This is a genomic window from Microvirga rosea, from assembly GCF_020595095.1.
Taxonomy (GTDB): Bacteria; Pseudomonadota; Alphaproteobacteria; order Rhizobiales; family Beijerinckiaceae; genus Microvirga; species Microvirga rosea.
Genome location: NZ_JAJDOP010000001.1, coordinates 454,430 through 470,513 on the forward strand (window position 1 = coordinate 454,430; position 16,084 = coordinate 470,513).

General features: G+C 63.7%; 16 protein-coding genes. 7 read left to right on the forward strand and 9 right to left on the reverse strand.

The window, feature by feature from the left end; genetic code table 11:
* Nucleotides 1-4: 4 nt before the first annotated feature.
* On the reverse strand, nt 5-1,198 hold the full coding sequence (locus tag LJD17_RS02250) for a winged helix-turn-helix domain-containing protein (RefSeq protein WP_227382376.1): 1,194 nt from the start codon (nt 1,196-1,198) through the stop codon (nt 5-7).
* A gap of 234 nt (nt 1,199-1,432) precedes the next feature.
* Between LJD17_RS02250 and LJD17_RS02255 the strand changes: the two genes are divergently transcribed.
* Entirely contained in the window at nt 1,433-2,935 is a 1,503-nt protein-coding gene (locus LJD17_RS02255; RefSeq protein ID WP_227382377.1) for an MDR family MFS transporter, read from the forward strand.
* Between the two features lie 22 nt (nt 2,936-2,957).
* On the opposite strand, the gene LJD17_RS02260 is transcribed toward LJD17_RS02255, so the two are convergent.
* From LJD17_RS02260 to LJD17_RS02280, 5 genes are all read right to left on the reverse strand, one after another.
* A complete protein-coding gene (locus LJD17_RS02260) occupies nt 2,958-4,127 on the reverse strand; it encodes an ABC transporter permease (protein WP_227382378.1) in 1,170 nt (389 codons plus the stop codon).
* Nucleotides 4,124-5,080 carry an ABC transporter ATP-binding protein gene (locus LJD17_RS02265; RefSeq protein WP_227382379.1) on the reverse strand — a complete coding sequence of 319 codons (957 nt, stop codon included), beginning with the start codon at nt 5,078-5,080 and terminating at the stop codon, nt 4,124-4,126. Before LJD17_RS02265 ends, LJD17_RS02260 begins: the two co-directional genes overlap by 4 nt.
* A complete protein-coding gene (locus tag LJD17_RS02270; protein WP_227382380.1) occupies nt 5,077-6,069 on the reverse strand; it encodes an HlyD family secretion protein in 993 nt (330 codons plus the stop codon). The genes LJD17_RS02265 and LJD17_RS02270 overlap by 4 nt, the downstream gene beginning before the upstream one ends.
* On the reverse strand, nt 6,066-6,713 hold the full coding sequence (locus tag LJD17_RS02275) for a TetR/AcrR family transcriptional regulator (protein ID WP_227382381.1): 648 nt from the start codon (nt 6,711-6,713) through the stop codon (nt 6,066-6,068). The genes LJD17_RS02270 and LJD17_RS02275 overlap by 4 nt, the downstream gene beginning before the upstream one ends.
* A gap of 87 nt (nt 6,714-6,800) precedes the next feature.
* On the reverse strand, nt 6,801-7,043 hold the full coding sequence (locus LJD17_RS02280) for a hypothetical protein (protein ID WP_227382382.1): 243 nt from the start codon (nt 7,041-7,043) through the stop codon (nt 6,801-6,803).
* A 209-nt stretch (nt 7,044-7,252) separates the two neighbouring features.
* Between LJD17_RS02280 and LJD17_RS02285 the strand changes: the two genes are divergently transcribed.
* From LJD17_RS02285 to LJD17_RS02300, 4 genes are all read left to right on the forward strand, one after another.
* Complete coding sequence (locus LJD17_RS02285; RefSeq protein ID WP_227382383.1) at nt 7,253-8,818, forward strand: helicase HerA domain-containing protein; 1,566 nt, start codon at nt 7,253-7,255, stop codon at nt 8,816-8,818.
* 188 nt (nt 8,819-9,006) lie between these two features.
* Nucleotides 9,007-9,351: a hypothetical protein gene (locus LJD17_RS02290; protein ID WP_227382384.1), complete on the forward strand. Its 345-nt coding sequence runs from the start codon at nt 9,007-9,009 to the stop codon at nt 9,349-9,351.
* Nucleotides 9,352-9,433: 82 nt separating this feature from the next.
* Entirely contained in the window at nt 9,434-10,870 is a 1,437-nt protein-coding gene (locus tag LJD17_RS02295; RefSeq protein ID WP_227382385.1) for a M20 family metallopeptidase, read from the forward strand.
* A gap of 136 nt (nt 10,871-11,006) precedes the next feature.
* A complete protein-coding gene (locus LJD17_RS02300; RefSeq protein WP_227382386.1) occupies nt 11,007-11,948 on the forward strand; it encodes a ring-cleaving dioxygenase in 942 nt (313 codons plus the stop codon).
* Nucleotides 11,949-12,032: 84 nt separating this feature from the next.
* Here the strand turns inward: LJD17_RS02300 and LJD17_RS02305 are convergent, their stop codons facing one another.
* Nucleotides 12,033-12,935: a Gfo/Idh/MocA family protein gene (locus tag LJD17_RS02305; protein ID WP_227382387.1), complete on the reverse strand. Its 903-nt coding sequence runs from the start codon at nt 12,933-12,935 to the stop codon at nt 12,033-12,035.
* Nucleotides 12,936-13,252: 317 nt separating this feature from the next.
* Between LJD17_RS02305 and LJD17_RS02310 the strand changes: the two genes are divergently transcribed.
* Nucleotides 13,253-14,071 carry a MipA/OmpV family protein gene (locus tag LJD17_RS02310; RefSeq protein WP_227382388.1) on the forward strand — a complete coding sequence of 273 codons (819 nt, stop codon included), beginning with the start codon at nt 13,253-13,255 and terminating at the stop codon, nt 14,069-14,071.
* 59 nt (nt 14,072-14,130) lie between these two features.
* Here LJD17_RS02310 and LJD17_RS02315 read toward each other — a convergent pair whose 3' ends face one another.
* Both LJD17_RS02315 and folE read right to left on the reverse strand, forming a co-directional pair.
* Nucleotides 14,131-14,637 (reverse strand): 6-pyruvoyl trahydropterin synthase family protein, encoded by a 507-nt coding sequence (locus tag LJD17_RS02315; protein ID WP_227382389.1) that lies wholly within the window; start codon nt 14,635-14,637, stop codon nt 14,131-14,133.
* A gap of 37 nt (nt 14,638-14,674) precedes the next feature.
* Nucleotides 14,675-15,262, reverse strand: coding sequence for a GTP cyclohydrolase I (gene folE / locus LJD17_RS02320; protein ID WP_227382390.1), 588 nt, complete (start codon nt 15,260-15,262; stop codon nt 14,675-14,677).
* A 288-nt stretch (nt 15,263-15,550) separates the two neighbouring features.
* Here folE and LJD17_RS02325 point away from each other — a divergent pair, with 288 nt between their 5' ends.
* The gene (locus LJD17_RS02325) at nt 15,551-16,075 is read left to right on the forward strand and encodes a molybdopterin-dependent oxidoreductase (RefSeq protein WP_227382391.1); all 525 of its coding nucleotides are present in this window, start codon (nt 15,551-15,553) and stop codon (nt 16,073-16,075) included.
* The last annotated feature ends 9 nt before the right edge of the window (nt 16,076-16,084 follow it).

Here is a 16,084-nt window from a genome sequence, read left to right on the forward strand (position 1 = left end):
TTCCTCACAAGCCCAGACGCCGCGTCCAGTTCTTGGGCGCGGCGATATCGCCCAAGCCGAGCCAATCCGCCATCAGTCGCAGCTCCGCCGCCAAGGGCTCCGCCAAATCTTCCGGGTGGTGAGCGGCTTCGGGGTGGATGGCATGGACGATCAACCGTCCTGCGGCGCGGTCAGCCTTCAGATCCAGGCGGGCGACGATGCTCTCTCCGAGGAGGAAGGGCAGGCAGTAATAGCCGAATTCCCGCTTCTCGGCCGGCGTGTAGATCTCGATGCGATAGCGGAAATCGAACAGGCGCTCCGTGCGGGTCCGCTCCCAGACGATGGGGTCGAAGGGCGAGACGAGCGCCCGGGCCTGCACCCGGCGGGGCAGGCGCGCCTCCGGATCGAGATAGACCGGGCCGCTCCAACCATCCACGGTGACGGGGACGAGATCGCCGGCCTCGACAAGTTCGGGGATGCGCCGCTTCGTGTCCGTGACATCCAGGCGGAAGTAATCTCTCAGGCACCGTTCGCTGGCGATGCCCAGGGCCTTGATCGACAGGCGCAGCAGCTCCCGCTGGGCCTCGTCCTCGGAAGGCGTGGGGGCATTCAGAACGGAACTCGGAAAGACCCGCTCCGGCAGGTCGTAGAGGCGCTCGAAGCCCCGTCGGGTCGCGGTTGTGACCTCCCCGGCCCAGAACAGCCATTCCAGGGCCCGTTTGCCGTCGCTCCATCCCCACCACGCGCCCCGGCTCTTGCCGCCGATCGACAATTCGCCCGCGCCGATGGGACCCCGGGCGGCGATCTCCCGCCTCACGTCCTCGATGAAGGCGCGCTTCTCCCGCCCGAACCGTGCAAGCCCGCCGTAGACGCCCTCGCCCCGCGCCGCACGCGCCATGCGCCAGCGGAACAGGGGGTGAAGGTCGAGACGGATCAGGGAGGCCTCGTGGCCCCAATATTCGAAGGTGTTGCGCTTCCGGGGATGATAGGCGGCCCGCTCCAGGAGTTGCCGGTCATAGGCGCCGAGCCGGGAGAACAGGGGCATGTAATGGGCCCGCACCAGCACGTTGACCGAATCGATCTGGAGCAGGTTCGAGCGCTGAAGTACCCGGGTCAGGTGGCGGGCCGAGGGCGCATCGGGCCGGCCGTCCGAGAAGCCTTGGGCGGCGAGCGCGATGCGGCGGGCCTGAGGGAGGGAGATGCGGGTCCGAGAAGCCATGGTGAACAATTAGCGAACTTTTGCTCAGCTAGCCCTATCTTGGCGCTTCCCGCAAGGGTGCCGGGCACGTCATCCCCGGCCTCTTGTGAATGCCGGGACCGAAAGCTGGAACCCATCCGTGGGTCCGTGCTTAAATCCTCTTTGCCGCCCAGGCGCATGACAGACTTGCGCTCCGGACTCCGGGACAAACCGGCTTTCCTCCCCTAGAAAGACTGCCGCAACACGATGGATACAATGGATCAGCCGACGTCCCACACCCTGCGCGAGCCGCAAGTCCCGTCCCTCACCCAGCGCGAGATCCGCACGATCATCGTCGGGATCATGCTGGCCTTGCTTCTTGCGGCCCTCGACCAGACCATCATCGCCACGGCCCTGCCGACGATCGGCCGGGAGCTCGGCGATCTTGAACACCTGCCATGGGTCGTGACCGTCTATCTTCTGGCCGCCACGGCTGTCACGCCGCTCTACGGCAAGTTCAGCGACAGTCACGGGCGGCGCGTCACCCTGCTGATCGGGATCGTCGTCTTCATTCTCGGCTCGATCGCCTGCGCGGTGGCGCCCAACATGCTGGTGCTGATCCTGGCCCGGGGCATCCAGGGCCTGGGCGGCGGCGGCCTCATCGCCCTGTCCCAGACCATCGTGGCGGATCTCGTCCCGCCCAAGGAGCGCGGGCGCTATCAGGTTTATTTCGCCAGCGTGTTCATGACCTCCAGCCTGCTGGGGCCCGTGCTGGGCGGGTTTTTCGCCGAGCATCTGCACTGGTCCGTGATCTTCTGGATCAACCTTCCGCTCGGACTGATCGCGCTGCTCATCACCTTTCATACCTTGAAAAAGCTGCCGCGGCACGATCGTCCCCATCAGCTCGACCTTCTCGGCGCGGTGTTGCTCGTCGCCGCCACGGTGTCCATGCTTCTGGCTCTGAGCTGGGGCGGCCTGCGCTATCCGTGGGGCTCCGGGCAGATTCTCGGTCTCTTCGCCATGTCGGTCCTGCTGTGGATCGCTTTCGCGTTTCGGATGCGGCTGGCGCCGGAGCCGTTGATTCCCGCCGGGGTCCTGCACAATCCCGTGGTGCGCACCGGCACCCTCTCGGCCTGCTTCGGCATGGGCACCTATATCGGCCTGACGATCTACCTGCCGGTCTATTTCGAAGCGGTACGTGGCCTCTCCGCCAGCATTTCCGGTCTCGCTTTGATCCCGCTGATGGCCGGCACCGTGGTCGGCGCGACCCTGTCCGGACGCTCGATGGCCAAGGTCACCCACTACAAGCGCCTGCCGATGGTGGGGCTTTCCGTGGCCATCGTGGCGACCGGCGCTTTGACCTTCCTCGGAGAAAGGCTGTCCTTCGTCGCCATCGAGGTCGTGCTGGCGGTGATCAGCATCGGTCTTGGCACCGTGCTTCCGGTCTCGACGGTCGCGATTCAGAACGCCGTTCCGGGTCACCAGCTCGGCACTGCAACGGCAACCGCCAACTTCTTCCGTTCTCTGGGAGGCGCTTTCATCGTCGCGATCTTCGGGGCCATCGTTCTCAGCGGAACGGGCCTGAGCAGCGTGACCAGCCTCGAATCCCTTACCGAGACGGCAGCCCGCAGCGGCGTCAACCTCGCCGATGTTTTCGCCAATGTCTTCATGGCGGCTATCGTCGGTTTCGGCCTTGCGCTCGCATTCCTCATGGCCATGGAGGAGCGGCCGCTCCGAAGCGGGGCCGTGAAGGCTGCCGAGGCGGCCGTGGCGGATTGACCAAAAGCGCTCGGCAGATGCTCTAGTCGAGCGTCTGCCGAAACCGCGCGACCGCGAGGGTCATGGCCGCGAGGGTGAACAGGCCGAGGGCCAGCACGTCGACCTGCAGATCCACGAAGGTCGCGCCCTTGAGCATGATGCCGCGGACGATGCGCAGATAATGGGTCAGAGGCAGGATCTCGCCGATCACTTGCGCCCAATCGGGCATGCCGCGAAACGGAAACATGAATCCCGACAGCAGGATGTTCGGCAGAAAGAAGAAGAACGACATCTGCATCGCCTGAAGCTGGCTCTTGGCGATCGTCGAGAAGGTGTATCCCACCGACAGGTTGGCCAGGATGAAGAGCAAGGTCAGCCCGACGAGAAGCCCCAGACTTCCGACGACCGGGACGCCGAAAAGAAGCTTCGCCGCAACCAGGATAAGCCCGGCCTGCAGACCCCCGACCACAAGATAGGGGGCTATCTTGCCCAGCATGATCTCCACGGGCCGGATCGGCATGGCCAGCAGGCTCTCCATGGTGCCTCGCTCGACCTCGCGCGTCACGGACAGAGCCGTAAAGATCAGCATGGTCAGGGTCAGGATCGTGCCCATGAGACCCGGAACGATGTTAAGGCGCGTCTCGCCGGCAGGATTGTAGCGGCGGTGGATGCGGACCTCGAACGGCAGCTCCTGCGGCGCGCGCGCGGCCACCGGACCGGTCAGGTCGCGGGAAAACACGGTCGACAGAAGGCCCTGCAAGGCCGAGACGGCGCCGCCGGCAGCCACGGGATCGCTCGCATCGGCAACCACCAGGATCGCGGGGCGCTCGCCGCGAATGAGGTCACGGCCGAAATGCGCCGGGATCTGGATGCCGAACTGCACGCGTCCCGACAGGATGAGATGGTCGAGCTCCGCTTCGCTCGCGGCGGCGGTGCCCACGTCGAAATAACTGCTGACGCGCAGCGCCGAGACGAAAGACCGTGAAAAGGCGCTGTCGTCCTGAATGAGCAGCGCGGTCGGCAAATGCTTCGGATCTGTATTGATCGCGTAACCGAAAAGCAGAAGCTGCGTCAGCGGAATGAAGATCATCGTCGCAAAGGTGATCCGATCCCGGCGCAGCTGCAGGAGCTCCTTGACGAACGCCGCATAGACCCTCGAGAGCGCGGCGCGAAAGCCACGGGTCCGCCGTTCGCCGTCCACCCCGGCGCTCATGCGAAATTGTCCTTGGTGCGGCTCATCAAATCGATGAACACGTCTTCGAGCGTCGCCTCTCCGGCGGACCAGACCTGTGGTCCGTGCTCGCGCAGATCCTTCGTGGCCGCATCGAGCCTGGTCTTGTCCCGTCCGCTCACATGAAGCGCCGTCCCGAACGGCGCCACCATGTCGACGCCCTCAAGGGTCTTGAGATGCTCCGCCAGATCCGCGAGATCCGGGCCGGTGACGATATAGGTGGCCAGATGGGCGTCGGCGATCACCTCCTCCACCGATCCATGGGCCAACAATTCGCCATAGGCGATATAGGCGATCTCGTGGCAGCGCTCCGCTTCATCCATGTAATGGGTCGAGACGAGGACGGTCATGCCCTGATGGGCAAGAGCATGGATTTCGTCCCAGAAGTCCCGTCGGGCCTTCGGATCGACGCCGGCGGTCGGCTCGTCCAGCAGCAGAAGCTGCGGCCCGGGAAGGATGCAGGCGCCGAGCGCCAGGCGCTGTTTCCATCCGCCCGACAATTCGCCCGCCAGCTGACCGGCCCGGTTCTCGAGGCCCAGGCGGCGGATCGCCCCATCGGCCGCGGCCCGAGGATCGTCGAGATTGTACACGCGCGCCACGAATTCGAGATTCTCGCGGATCGACAGGTCCGCATAAAGCGAGAAGCGCTGGGTCATGTAGCCCACGTGGCGCTTGATTTCGGCGGATTGGGTCAGGATGTCGTAGCCCAGGCAGGTGCCGTGCCCGCTGTCGGGGGTCAGCAGACCGCAGAGCATGCGCAGGGTCGTGGTCTTGCCGCTGCCGTTCGGGCCGAGAAAGCCGTATATCAGGCCCCGATGCACCTGCATCGACAGATTGCGCACCACGGTACGGCCGCCGAAGGATTTGGTCAGGCCCTCCACGTCGATGACGATGGCGGGTTCCGGCGCGCCATGGGCGGGGACTGACGTGGTCATGACGGCGCGCCCGGTTCAGGCAGGCTGACGCCGACCGGCAGGCCGAGCGGAAGGCTCGCGTCTCCAAGGGGCTGCGCCTCCAGGCGGAACACGAGCTTGGCGCGCTCCTGCTCGCTGAAAATCACGGGCGGCGTATACTCGGCGGATCCGGACATGAACACGATCTTCGCCGTGAGGCCCTCCGGGCACCCGTCGCAGGTCACGCCCACGGTTTGGCCGAGCGCGAAAGCCCCGAGCCGCGGCTCGGGCACATAGAACCGGATGCGCCGGTTCCCGGGCGGCAGAAGCGCCAGAACCGGCTGGCCGGGATTCACCGTTTCTCCGGCGCGAAAGTAAACATCCTGGACCTGGCCATCGGCCGGAGCGCTGACCTGGCGCTTGGCCAGACGGGTCTCCGCCTGATGGAGAGCGGCTTCCGCGGCCCCCACAGCGGCCTCTGCCGCGCGGATCTCGGCGGCGCGGCCGATGATCTGGCCCGCCAGGATCTGTCGCTGGACCTCCTGGAGAGCCGCCTTGTCCCGTTCGAAGGCCGTCTTGGCCTGGTCGAACTGCGCCTTGGCGGCAATGCCGCGCGTGTAAAGGGCCTGCTGCCTCTCAAGCTCGGCCTGGGAGAGGTCAAGCTGTGCCTTGGCCCGCTCTTCCTGGGCCCGGAGCACGGCGATTTCCTCCGGCCGCTGAAGCGCCGCCTGGAGGTTGGCGAGCTGCGCCTTGGCCTGATGCCAGCGCGCCTCCGCCTCGCTGCGTTGCGCAGCCTGCATCGTGGCATCGAGGCCGAACAGAAGCTGACCGGCTTTGACCTGGTTTCCGGCTTCGACCGTCAGACGATCGATGCGTCCGCCCTCCTCGGGCCCCAGGAACAGGAGATACCCTTCCACATATCCTTGAAAGCGGTTCGGATCCTGGCTCTTCCAGCCATAGAGCCAGAACGCCGTCCCCGTTCCCGCAAGGAGAAGGATCGCCCCTAGGGCCAGGAGGCGGGACCGGGTCATGGGGAGGGACCTTTCAGGGCCTTCATCATCAAGGCGAGGTGTGTTTCCAGCATCGCCTCCATGTCGATGGGATCGATCGTCTGGAAAAAGGAGCTCCACAGGAGCGCCAGGAGCCCGGGCGCGATGGCGAGCTGCGGGAAGCGGACAAGCGCATCCGTGCCGAATTCGCCCGATGCGACGCCCTGCTCGGCGACGCTTCGGAGAAGCCGCAAGCCCTTGCTGATGACTTCCCGGTGATAAATCTCGGCAAGCTGCGGAAACCGCCCCGCTTCGCTCAGGATGAGGCGAATGATATCGACCCGCCGCGTGCCGAGAATTTCCTTTCGCAGGAAAGCAAAGAGGCCGCGAAGCTTGTCTTCGGCGGAGGCATCCAGCGACAGAATGCGGGCCTCGATCTGGCTGATCGGCCCGCCGATGGCGGACTGGATCAACGCTTCCAGCAGCGCTTGCTTGGACGGCACGTAGAGGTAGATCGTTCCCTTGGCGACGCCCGCGCGCGCCGCCACCTCGTCCAGTCGCGCGTCGGTAAAGCCCTTCTCGAGAAAGACGTCGAGGGCGGCATCGAGAATCGCCTGAAGCTTGGCCTGGCGGTCTTCTTCCTTCCGGGCGGGAGCTCGCCGCCGGTCGCGGGGAGATTGGGTCACGACGGATCCGTTCAATGACTGACTGGTCAGTCAATTTACAGGAAATGCGGATTTCGTCAAATTTTTCTTGGAAAACAAAGGGTCGCCTCAAAGGCGTCCGCGGATCAAGACCCAGATCGCCATCCCGACGATGAGGACGAAAAGGCCTGTTCCGACCCACTCGAACGCTCGTTCCGCCCGTGCCGCCGCAGCCGGAGGAAGACCGGATTCGCTCGGAGAATCGTCCAGGATGGACCGGCCTCCGGCAACACGGGTCTCAAGGCGGTCGTCGCCCCGAGGGGGGCTCATCGCGTCATAGGGAATTCGAAAAAGCGGAGATGCTGCTGACATCGCTCCTCCGGCGCGAACTCCAGGGGCGGTCAATGACGAGACAAGACCGGTAAGGCGGCACGGTTCCGCGAGTCCTGCACGGAGGGTCCTGCGGCCTTGTGACTGGGGATAGGCCTTTCAAGCCTGTGGAGCATTCCTGCTTTTTTGGCACTTCCCCAGGCTTTGCCGTGTTAGGAGGGCATCGGACAAACCGGGAATGAGGGAGGCGCATGAAGGTCGGCATCGATATGGGGCAGGTGTCTTCGGGGCAGGTTTCCGGCGTCGCGCCCGGAGCGTCCGCTCTGCTCGACCTTGAGGAGCTCCTGGCGACCCGGTTGCTGGTTCAGGGCAATTCCGGCTCCGGCAAGTCCCATCTCCTGCGCCGCCTTCTGGAACAAAGCGCCTCCATGGTGCAGCAGGCCGTGATCGATCCGGAAGGCGATTTCGTGACCCTCGCCGACAAGTTCGGCCATGTGGTGGTGGATGCGGCGCGCAGTGAAGGCGACATTCAGCGCATCGCCGCGCGGGTTCGCCAGCACCGGGTTTCGGTGGTCCTGAGCCTGGAAGGGCTCGATGCCGAGGCGCAGATGCGCTGCGCGGCCGCTTTTCTGGGCGGCTTGTTCGATGCGGACCGGGATTTCTGGTATCCGATGCTGGTGGTTGTGGACGAAGCCCAGCTCTTTGCGCCGGCGGCCGCGGGCGAGGTGTCGGACGAGGCGCGAAAAGTCTCCCTCGGCGCCATGACGAACCTGATGTGTCGCGGACGGAAGCGGGGTCTTGCGGGCATCATCGCCACCCAGCGTCTCGCCAAGCTCGCCAAGAACGTCGCGGCCGAGGCCTCGAACTTCCTGATGGGACGGACCTTCCTCGACATCGACATGGCCCGCGCGGCCGATCTTCTCGGTATGGAACGCCGGCAGGCCGAGATGTTCCGTGATCTCGAGCGCGGCCATTTCGTGGCGCTCGGTCCGGCCCTGTCCCGCCGACCGGTGCCGATCCGGATCGGCCATGTGGAAACCGCTGCCCGCAGCGGCAACTTCACGCTCATGCCCTTGCCGGAGCAACCCAAGGAAGATGCGCGCGATCTCATCTTCAAGGCCGGTGAGGACGAGGTCGCGGCCCGGCCCGTCATGCCCCGCCGCGCCCCGCCGCCGCCGCCCGCACCCTCCACCAACGATCTTTTGGCCCAGCTCGCCCGCACCCGCGCGGCGGCGACGCCCGAACCGCAAGCGACCGAGGTGACGGAGGAAACGAAAGCCGAGCGCGAGGCCGCGCTGGATCAGATCCTGCGGGAGATCCTCGACGATCCCGAAGCCGCTTTCCGCTCGGTGGCCGTGCTCTATCAGGATTTTCTCGTGCGCTGCCGCATCCGGCGCGTGTCCGGCGAGCCGCTGAACCTCAATGCGTTCCGGCGCCGTCTCGCGGTGGCCCGCGCGGGTGTCGATACCGCCATGGCGGAAGGCTCCGAGTGGGACCGCGCGGTGGCGTTCGCGAACGCGCTCGAAGAGGACATTCAGGGTGTCTACCTGCTCCTCGCCCGCGCGGCGATGGAAGGCTCGCCCTGCCCACCTGATGGCGAGATCGCCCGTGCCTGCGGCAGCCGCTCCCCCGGCCGCGCCCGCCGCCTGGTCGCCTATATGGAAGGCCGCAATATCGTGGTAACGCGCAACGATCCGCGCGGGCTTCGCGTCATTGCCCTGCCGGATCTGGGATGGGAAACGGGGCCTGGCGATCCGAATGCGTTCGAGGAGCCGCCTGCGGCGTCGGGCGGGCAGGATCAGCTTTCACTCGTCTAGAGCCAAGGCTCCTGCGCCATGCAAAAGCGGACGACGATGTCCGCAGGACTTCACCGGCTTTTCGGGAATAACAACCGAATATCATACCGGCTGATTTCAGCAAGCGGCCCTCGCGCATGCGGGCTCCGCTTCCGCGACGCTTCTCTTCTCTTCTCCACGCAACAGATATCAGCCGGAAGGGGAGAAGCATGAAGGACAGTGATCGCCGTAAGCTTGTTCGTATTCTTGGTATGCTGGGCTCGGATCACCCTGGTGAACGCGCGGCCGCAGCCCTTGCGGCTCACCGGCAGATCCGGGCTTTGCGAACCACCTGGGCCGACCTGCTTCGTGCGCCGAAACCACGTGAGGGCGGCGTCATCGTCCGGACGGTCTATGAGTACGGCATCGACCACGCGCGCGCCGCAGAAGCGAGGATGCGCCAGCTGCGCGGTGAGATCGCCAGCCTGAAGCAGGAAAATGTTCGCCTGAGAAACCGCTTGGCCGTGAGAGCTGCTCAGGAGCGGCGGTTTCGCGTCGTGTCCGAAGACCGCTAGGTCGAACCTGGGTTTCGCCCCTCGCGGGGGACCGCTAGGTTAGGGCACCACAAGCTCCTCCACTCGAGAGATGATAGACACCATGAACAACGACCGCCTGAGCCTCGATGAGATTTCCCGTCGGGTCGACGCAAAGAGCAAAGCCTTCTGCGATTCGAGCGACCGCATCTGGGCCATGCCGGAGCTGGCGTTCGAGGAGCATCGCTCGGTGGCGGAGCAGATCGCCCTGCTGGAGGCGGAGGGTTTTCGCGTTCAGCGCGCGGTCGGCGGCATGGCGACGGCCTTTATCGCGGAAGCGGGTTCGGGCGGCCCGGTCGTCGGGATCCTCGGCGAGTTCGATGCTCTGCCGGATCTGGCGCAGGAATCGGGCGCCACCGCTCACAGGCCGACGCAGGCCGGCAAACCGGGCCATGGCTGCGGCCATAATCTTTTGGGCTCGGGATCCGCGCTGGCGGCCGTCGCCCTCAAGGATGCGCTGGAAGCGGAGGGGATTGCCGGGACGGTGCGCTATTACGGCTGCCCGGCGGAAGAAAGCGGCTCCGGAAAAACCTTCATGGCGCGTGCAGGGTTGTTCGACGATCTCGATGCCGCCTTCTGCTGGCATCCCAGCGTCGTCAACGAGGTGCAGACCACCTCGTCACTCGCCTGCATCCAGGCGTATTTTCGCTTCAAGGGCCGGGCCGCCCACGCGGCAGCGGCGCCGCATGTGGGGCGCAGCGCCCTCGATGCGGTGGAACTGATGAATGTGGGCGTCAACTACATGCGCGAGCACATGCCGTCCGACGCACGGGTGCATTACGCCATCACGAATACGGGCGGCGACGCGCCGAACGTGGTGCAGGCCTATGGGGAATCGCTCTATCTCGTCCGTTCGCCTCATCTGCCCGATGCGGAGCGCCTGTTCGAGCGGGTGAAAAAGATTGCGGAGGGCGCGGCGCTGATGACCGAGACGACGGTCAGCGTCCAGATTACCGATGCGACGTCGAACGTCGTGCCCAACAAAGCCCTGCAGGAGGCCATGTACGAGAACATGCGTCGCTTGGGTCCGCCGGATTTCGACGGGGCGGACTATGCTTTCGCCGAAAAGCTCCGCAAGGCGGCACTCACCGACGAAGACATTCTTGCAAGCGTGAAACCCCACGATCTTTCGCTCAGGACCAAGATTCTCCATGACGGCGTCTTGTCGATGCCGACCCGGGAGGAGGTCATGATGGGCACGACGGACGTGGGCGACGTAAGCTGGATCGTCCCGACCGTCCAGTGTCACACGGCCTGCTTTGCCATCGGCACGCCCTTCCACACGTGGCAACTTGTTGCGCAGGGCAACTTGCCGGCGGCTCACAAGGGGATGGTGCTCGCCGCCAAGGCCATGGCGGCAACCGCCGCCGATTGCCTGCGCAATCCCGATCTCATCGCCCGCGCCAAGGCGGAGCTTCGCGAGCGAACGGGAGGCCGCGCCTATGTCTGCCCTATCCCGGACAGTGTGACGCCAGACGATCTGCGCGCCAAGGCCGCATAGGGCGCAACCGTCTTCTTGCATGGAGGCTTTGTGTTTCCGATCTCCATGCAAGAATGCAAAGTTTGCTTGGCGGTTTCCGGCATCGCGCTTGCGAGGGTGCAAGCCTATCTTCAGTGCAGACACATTGGAGAGCGCCATGAAACTCACCGGAATCCATCATCTGACGGCCGTCACGGCCGACGCGAAGGGCAATCACGATTTCTACACGCAGGCTTTGGGCATGCGTCTCGTCAAGAAGACCGTCAACCAGGACGATGTGAGCGCCTATCACTTGTTCTACGGAGACGGAGAGGCCTCGCCCGGATCCGACATCACCTTCTTCGATTGGCCTGTCGGGCGGGAACGCCGGGGGAACCACAGCATCGTGCACACGGCGCTGCGCGTGACCGGGGAGAAGACCCTGCAATGGTGGAAGGACCGGTTCGACAGCCACCACATCGCCCATAGCGGCATCATCGAGCGGGACGGGCGCCTGTGGGTGGATTTCGAGGATCCCGAGGGCCAGCGTCTCGGCCTCGTCGATGACGGCGGCGCGGGAGACGTTTCGCATCCATGGACACGGAGCCCGGTACCCCCGGAGCATCAGATTCGCGGCCTTGGTCCCATCACGATCAGTGTCCCGGTCATCGAGCGCACCGGTCTCGTGCTGACCGCCGGAATGGACATGCGCGCGGCGCGGGAATACCGGCGTGGCGACAATCCCGTGCATGTGTTCGAGATGGGCGAGGGCGGTCCTGCGGCAGAACTCCATGTGGCCGTCGAACCCCATCTCCCGCCGGCGCAGCCGGGGGCGGGCGGCGTGCATCACGTCGCGTTTCGGACACCGGACGATGAAACCTATCAGGATGCTGCACAGCGTCTGCAGGCAATACGCGCGCCGTCCAGCGGTCCTGTCGACCGGTATTATTTCCGCAGTCTCTATTTCAGGGAGCCGAACGGCATCCTGTTCGAGATCGCGACCGATGGACCGGGCTTCGCGACCGATGAGCCCCTGGAAAGTCTCGGGGAGCGTCTTGCCCTCCCGCCCTTCCTGGAGCCGCGCCGGGCACAGATCGAAGCGGGCCTGAAGCCGCTTTGATCATAGCGGTCGGCTCTCCTCGGGTGTGGGTTATCGCCATCGCTGGCCGATACCCACCTCAGGAGAGCCGGCTTTGCGGTTGCGTCAGGCCGCCAAAATGCCCTCGATGATATCGACGACCGCAGCGGCTTCCTCGAACGTCGCAAGGCGGCTCGGTCGTCCTGCAAGGAGCTTCCCGAACTCCGCGATCTGATGGGCATCCGCCCGCACGGGCATGATTTCCTCATTGCCATATTGCAGCCGGTACCATTCGCTCAGGACGGCTTTCCCTTGCGAGCCCTGGACTTCGAAGCGATTGAAATCGTCGATCTCGCCTTCGACGGCCCCGTCGATCGTCATCCGGCAGGCGTCGAACTGGAGGACCGCGCGAATGCGGGTTTCAGTACCGGCAGACCCTCGCTCCACCTGACGTTCGATCAAACGGCCTCGTCCGAACAACCTCAACGCCAGGAAGACCACATGCGAGACGACCTCGCGCGTAAACCCGCCCTGCTCCGGACCCGCCAGCCAGCCGACCGCCCCATGCTGCCAGCCTCGCGGCCACGTCTTGAAGCGAACCGTCAGCTGAGCCGACAGGGTGTCCCCGAGAGCGCCGCTTGCGACGATTTCCTGAAGGCGGACTGTCGCCGGAGCTGTCGCAAAAGGAAAATTCACCGCCGCCGGGACTTTGGCGCGGCCGATCAGATCGACGCACTCCTGCGCCGATGGCGGGGAAGCCGCCAGGGGCTTTTCGCAGAATACCGCCTTGCCGGCCCGGGCGACGGCGCGGACGATGGCCTCATGCGTGGCGGGCGGCGAGGCGATATAGACGGCGGCGATCGCAGGATTTTCGACAAGCTCCTGCAGGCTGCCGGCTCGTGGAATGTCGCAATCGGTGACGGCCGGGTCATATCCGGCAATGAGGGTGAAATCCGGATTTGCCGCGAAACTCTCGATGAACCTGCGGCCCATGATGCCGAGGCCCACTACGCCGATGCCATATGTCATGCCATGTCCTGCCTGTGCAGCGTGGCTATAGCGACATCCCGTCATCAACGCGAGAGGCCCCGGAACCTTCCGAGCCCTGCGTCGCCCATTCCCGACGTAGCGCTTGGGATGCATCGGGAACGCCCATAATGCCATGAAAGCAATATTGTTTCCGTGTTTCCCCATGGCCACACGGGGGCGGAAACATCCGCCGATTTCCTTTCAGAAGGGTTGTTCGGTCGCCTGTCCGTTTGCCCTATGGTAACGCTACTCGTCGACATGGCTTGACCTTCGGCCGCTTCGAGGTCAGGACGGCACCCTTATCGTCAGGAAGCTTCATGCATTTCGCCAAGACCTTTGCCCTCGTTTCCGTTCTCACGGCCGGTTCTGCGACGATGCACGTTCAGGCGGCGGACCTGTTCTCGCCCACGCCGTTCGTGCCGGAGGGCTGGATCGTCACGCTCAAGGGCAATCTCAAGGTCGGGCCGACCTATCCGGGCGCGGACGACTACAGCGTCGTCGGCTTCCCGTCGGTGAGCTTCCGGCGGGTCGGGACGCCCGAGCGTTTCAGTGCTCCGGACGATGGGTTGAGCTTCTCGCTTCTCGAGGAATCCGCGATTCGCGTTGGCGTGGTGGGTCGTTTCCAGGGCGGGCGCTATCTCAACGACGATCGCCGCCTGTTCGGCCTCGACAAGATCAACTGGGCGGTCGAGCCTGGCGTTTTCGTGGAATACTGGCCCGTCGAGTTTCTCCGGGCTCGCGCCGAATTGCGGCACGGGATCAACGGGCACCATGGCTTTGTGGCCGATATCGGTCTCGATTTCGTGCAGAGCTTCGGCGCCTTTGGGTTCTCCGTCGGCCCGCGCCTCTCTTTGGGGGATAACGACTTCACCCGGACCTATTTCGGCGTGACGCCCGTTGAGGCGGCGCTCAACGGACAGGTTACGCCTTATCGGCCCTCAGGCGGGCTGACCTCGGTCGGCGCGACCGCTGGTGTGACGTACAAGTGGTCCGAGCAGTGGTCGAGCACCGCCAATGTGTCCTACAAGCGTCTGGTCGGCGATGCGGCGGACAGCCCGATCGTCAAGCGCTTCGGGTCGGAAAACCAGTTCGGCTTCGGGCTGACGGCCTCTTATTCCTTTGTGACGGGCCGCTGAGCCGACAACAGGTTTCTCGGTCAGACAAATTCAGGCGGGTCGCCCGCCTGATCGCACGGTCATGAGCGGGAGTAGATGGCCGAGTTGCCGCTATGCTCCTTGACCTCGACGCTTTCCAGCCACACGCGTCCGCCGGTCTCCTTGTGCGCGTAGTCAGCGACGTAATCGAAGACATGCTTGGCGGTTGCCTCGCAACCGACGGCCGGAAGAACACGCAGATCGATAAGGCCGTCCCGGTGCAAGGTCTCGAACCGGTGCAGCTCCGGATCGTCTTCGGCCACAAGCATGGTATGGTCGAACATGTGCTTGAGCCATTCCTTGACGGGCTTCAGGCCGCCGAAATCGAAGCACCAGTTGCGATCGTCCAGCTCATGGGTCGCGAAAACGAGGCGAAAAGCGAGAGCGTAGCCGTGGATCAGCCGGCAATGGGAATGGACGGCGCGCCACTGCCGAAAGCAGCAGGACAAGCCTTCATTGTGATCGTAGGTCTTCGTCGACCGATAGATTTCCCGCGCGACAGATTTCGTGCTGGATTCGAGGGTCGTCATCGCAATGGGAACGTTCATAGACTCTTGTCTCGCGATATCGTCGCTGGGTGAAAGGCTAGTCCGCATATCCGCGGTCGAGGGCGGTGCATTCGTCGATGAACTCTCTCTTGAGGTCCGAATGCGTGGACAGATCGCCCCAATAATAGGTGTTCACCATCCGGCTGCGCCTTGTGGCACGCACGCCCCGTTGTGTCTTGCACATATGGACGGCGCTGATGCGTACGGCCAAGCCGCGCGGCTTGGTCATGTCGAGGATATACTGACCGATCTGCTTCACCATTTCCTCTTGGATCTGCAGCCGTGACGCGAAGTGCTCGACGATCCGGTCGTATTTCGACAGGCCGATGATCTTTCCGTCGGCAGCCGGGAGGATTCCGATGTAAGCGTGACCGTAAATGGGCATGAGATGATGCGCGCACATGGAGCGCACCTCGATCGGGCCCGTTACGATCAGCTGGTCATAGGACTGAACGTTATCGAATTCCGTGATCCGAGGCGGAGCCGTATAACGACCTTCAAGTATTTCCTCGACAAACATCTTGGCGACCCGCATGGGCGTTTCGCGTGTGTTGTGGTCATTCCGATGGTCAATGCGAAGCACGTCGAACAGCTCTTCAAGCTTCTGTGCGGCCGCAGAAATCATGGCGGTCCGCTCTGCATCATCAAGAGGCTGGGAGAGGGTCTCGTTGCAAAGACGTGCCGGGTTTACCTCTCGTAGGTGAAAGTTCATGATTTACCTATAAAACCAAATCTTTAAGCAGTGTCCTAATCTCGTAACGTAGCACGAAATAATACGTAAGTGATATATGGGGCTAGGAGCTAGCTATAACCTCTTTTTGTTGCTATCAAATTTAGTATCGAAGCTTTATTGCAGAATTATGCCGATTAATAGAGCTGCGTATCTGGTAGGGGACCAGGGGTGGAGAAGAAGATGTCGGCCGCAAAATCGAAACAAAGTATCATTTTAGCGTTCTTGAGCCTCCTGACTCTCGCGTTCTCCGGCATCGCGATGGCTGACCCGCTCGCGGCTCCTACCGAGAAACCGATCCTGACGATCGGAGGGAATATCAGCGTCACGAACAAGGCCGGAGAAGCCCAGTTCGACAGGCCGATGCTCGAGGCTCTCGGCCTCGTGACGATCGAAACGACTACCCCTTGGTATACGGGACCCGTGAAGTTCGAAGGCGTTCCCCTGGACAAGCTCATGAAGCTTGTGGGCGCCTCGGGCGAGAGAGCCGCTGTCGTTGCTCTCAACGACTACAGCAGCGAAATTCCGATTGCGGATTTCGCAAAGTACAATGTTATTCTCGCGCTCAAGCGCAACGGTGAATACATGCCGGTCAAAGACAAGGGCCCGCTCTTCGTCATTTATCCGTTCGACAGCCTTCCCGAATTGAAGAGCCAGACTTATTATGGCCGCGCTGTCTGGCAAGTCGCAAAGATTATCATCAAGTAATCGCGGAGG

Coding starts and splice junctions, on each gene's coding strand:
- LJD17_RS02255 (WP_227382377.1), top strand. CDS start 1,433: ATGGATCAGCCGACGTCCCACACCCTGCGCGAGCCGCAAGTCCCGTCC.
- LJD17_RS02315 (WP_227382389.1), bottom strand. CDS start 14,637: ATGAACGTTCCCATTGCGATGACGACCCTCGAATCCAGCACGAAATCT.
- LJD17_RS02285 (WP_227382383.1), top strand. CDS start 7,253: ATGAAGGTCGGCATCGATATGGGGCAGGTGTCTTCGGGGCAGGTTTCC.
- LJD17_RS02295 (WP_227382385.1), top strand. CDS start 9,434: ATGAACAACGACCGCCTGAGCCTCGATGAGATTTCCCGTCGGGTCGAC.
- LJD17_RS02250 (WP_227382376.1), bottom strand. CDS start 1,198: ATGGCTTCTCGGACCCGCATCTCCCTCCCTCAGGCCCGCCGCATCGCG.
- LJD17_RS02300 (WP_227382386.1), top strand. CDS start 11,007: ATGAAACTCACCGGAATCCATCATCTGACGGCCGTCACGGCCGACGCG.
- LJD17_RS02290 (WP_227382384.1), top strand. CDS start 9,007: ATGAAGGACAGTGATCGCCGTAAGCTTGTTCGTATTCTTGGTATGCTG.
- LJD17_RS02270 (WP_227382380.1), bottom strand. CDS start 6,069: ATGACCCGGTCCCGCCTCCTGGCCCTAGGGGCGATCCTTCTCCTTGCG.
- LJD17_RS02260 (WP_227382378.1), bottom strand. CDS start 4,127: ATGAGCGCCGGGGTGGACGGCGAACGGCGGACCCGTGGCTTTCGCGCC.
- LJD17_RS02325 (WP_227382391.1), top strand. CDS start 15,551: ATGTCGGCCGCAAAATCGAAACAAAGTATCATTTTAGCGTTCTTGAGC.
- folE (WP_227382390.1), bottom strand. CDS start 15,262: ATGATTTCTGCGGCCGCACAGAAGCTTGAAGAGCTGTTCGACGTGCTT.
- LJD17_RS02265 (WP_227382379.1), bottom strand. CDS start 5,080: ATGACCACGTCAGTCCCCGCCCATGGCGCGCCGGAACCCGCCATCGTC.
- LJD17_RS02310 (WP_227382388.1), top strand. CDS start 13,253: ATGCATTTCGCCAAGACCTTTGCCCTCGTTTCCGTTCTCACGGCCGGT.
- LJD17_RS02305 (WP_227382387.1), bottom strand. CDS start 12,935: ATGACATATGGCATCGGCGTAGTGGGCCTCGGCATCATGGGCCGCAGG.
- LJD17_RS02280 (WP_227382382.1), bottom strand. CDS start 7,043: ATGTCAGCAGCATCTCCGCTTTTTCGAATTCCCTATGACGCGATGAGC.